The 1,741-nt window shown below is 34.5% G+C and carries 3 protein-coding genes; 1 reads left to right on the forward strand and 2 read right to left on the reverse strand.

All coding sequences use genetic code 11. The features are described 5' to 3' along the window. The coding region (locus tag F8162_RS22780) for a collagen-like repeat preface domain-containing protein (protein WP_151869347.1) at positions 1–575 on the reverse strand (575 nt) is incomplete at its 3' end. Between the two features lie 451 nt (positions 576–1,026). Here F8162_RS22780 and F8162_RS22785 point away from each other — a divergent pair. Further along, complete coding sequence (locus F8162_RS22785) at positions 1,027–1,317, forward strand: DUF4183 domain-containing protein (RefSeq protein WP_001121647.1); 291 nt, start codon at positions 1,027–1,029, stop codon at positions 1,315–1,317. A 65-nt stretch (positions 1,318–1,382) separates the two neighbouring features. Here the strand turns inward: F8162_RS22785 and F8162_RS22790 are convergent. Continuing rightward, on the reverse strand, positions 1,383–1,741 hold a 359-nt coding region (locus F8162_RS22790), incomplete at its 5' end, for a DUF4183 domain-containing protein (protein WP_151869348.1).

Raw genomic sequence — 1,741 nt, forward strand, 5'->3', positions numbered from 1 at the left:
TCTCCTGTTGGACCTGTTGCTCCTGTCGCTCCTGCTAGACCTGTGTCTCCTGTTGGGCCTGTTGGGCCTGTTGGACCTGTTGCCCCGCCTCCTGGACCTGTTGGGCCTGTTGGACCTGTTGCCCCGCCTCCTGGAGTAGCACCAATTAGTTGGACTAATAAGTTTAATAAAAGTTGTAAACTTGCCGGATCAATTTTTAAAGTATAGAAGAATGGTGCAAGAGCACTGTAGAATTGTTGTAATAAGGAAAGTAATTGATTTAAATCTGGATTAGGAGATTGTAGTACATTGATAATACTTTGAATTAATTGTTTTAAATAATTCCCTTCTGGAGAAGGTGCTAATTCATTTAGTAAATTTAATAGTTGAGTAAACAAATTGAGTAAAGCTAATCTGTTTGCATCACTTGGATTTGCAAAAAACGCTGCAACAGCCGAAATTAAAGAGTTTAGTAAAGTGATTAATCTACCTAATTGTTCACTAGTAATTGGTACTGTTTGCGGATTATTACAACAATCTGGTGTAAAAACTATCGGATTGCAGTTATTGTGACCAAAACAATTATTTTGTGACATTTATTTCCTCCTTACTTGTCTTATAGTTGAGTATTTTCCTATTATAAGAACTATAAAATCATGCATAGGTTTCATTCACTTAAAATAGGAAACATGAATTATAATTAAACTTTAAAACGTTATTTAATTATGTTCATGACTCACATATTAATTATATGTTTTTAATAATTGACTGCTTAGATTAAACACCTAAACTTAAGAGTTTATTTTATTTTTCCACGTTTATCTCTTAGGTCCAAAGCACATTTTAATTTGAATATAAAAACTAAATATTACATATAAACACCAAGTAACAACACCACCTTTTCAGATTAGTAACCATGATACCTTTATTAAAATTTTGTTCCCTCTATTATCATAAAGCCGTTTCTATTATAGAAAACTCTCATACAATATATCGGACAAGTTATTCTATATTTTGTTCAAAAACAATTTAGGAGGTGAGAATGAATTGCCAATCATCCAACCATTTATGGCCTCTAGAAGATTTACATCTACACTAGGTGCTGGAACAGGAACAGGTGCAGCTTTTGCAATTGCTGCAACGGCTTGTTTAAATGATGCCGGTACTACTGCAACTGCTTTTCCCACTTTTACGTATTACAACTTATATGTAAACGGCATTCTTCAACCTAGTGTGAACTCCAGTGTTACTACTGGACCAACTGGTGCTATTACAATTCCTGGCGGAGATGCATTAGACGGCGGAATTCCAATCACAATCGAATTTATCGTCACATAATGTTAATTATTTTAATGTAGAACAAAAAGACAGATTCTTTTTATTAATTTAAGAATCTGTCTTTTTTAATTAATTATAATAAATTGCAAAATAATTGATGAACCTTGCGATGGTGGTTGATCATCCAATAAAGTTAGCTGACCAGGACTAATCTGATAAAATGGTTGTGGCTGAAGTATTCCATTGATAAACAAATTAATATATGAAACCTCATCAGGAGATAATATGTGAGTTGTTCCATATAGAGCTATCCCATCTGAATCTGTATATATAAGCCTCTCTCCATCTGCAAAAGTGTAAAATAATAAATTAGTTGTTGTTATGGGACCAATAACTCCAGTCGGTCCCGTTAAGCCTGTTGCTCCGGTTACTCCTGTTGCTCCTGTTAAGCCTGTTACTCCTGTTGCTCCGGTTGCTCCCGTTG

It is taken from the genome of Bacillus sp. CH140a_4T, assembly GCF_008923725.1.
In the GTDB taxonomy this organism is placed as follows: Bacteria; Bacillota; Bacilli; order Bacillales; family Bacillaceae_G; genus Bacillus_A.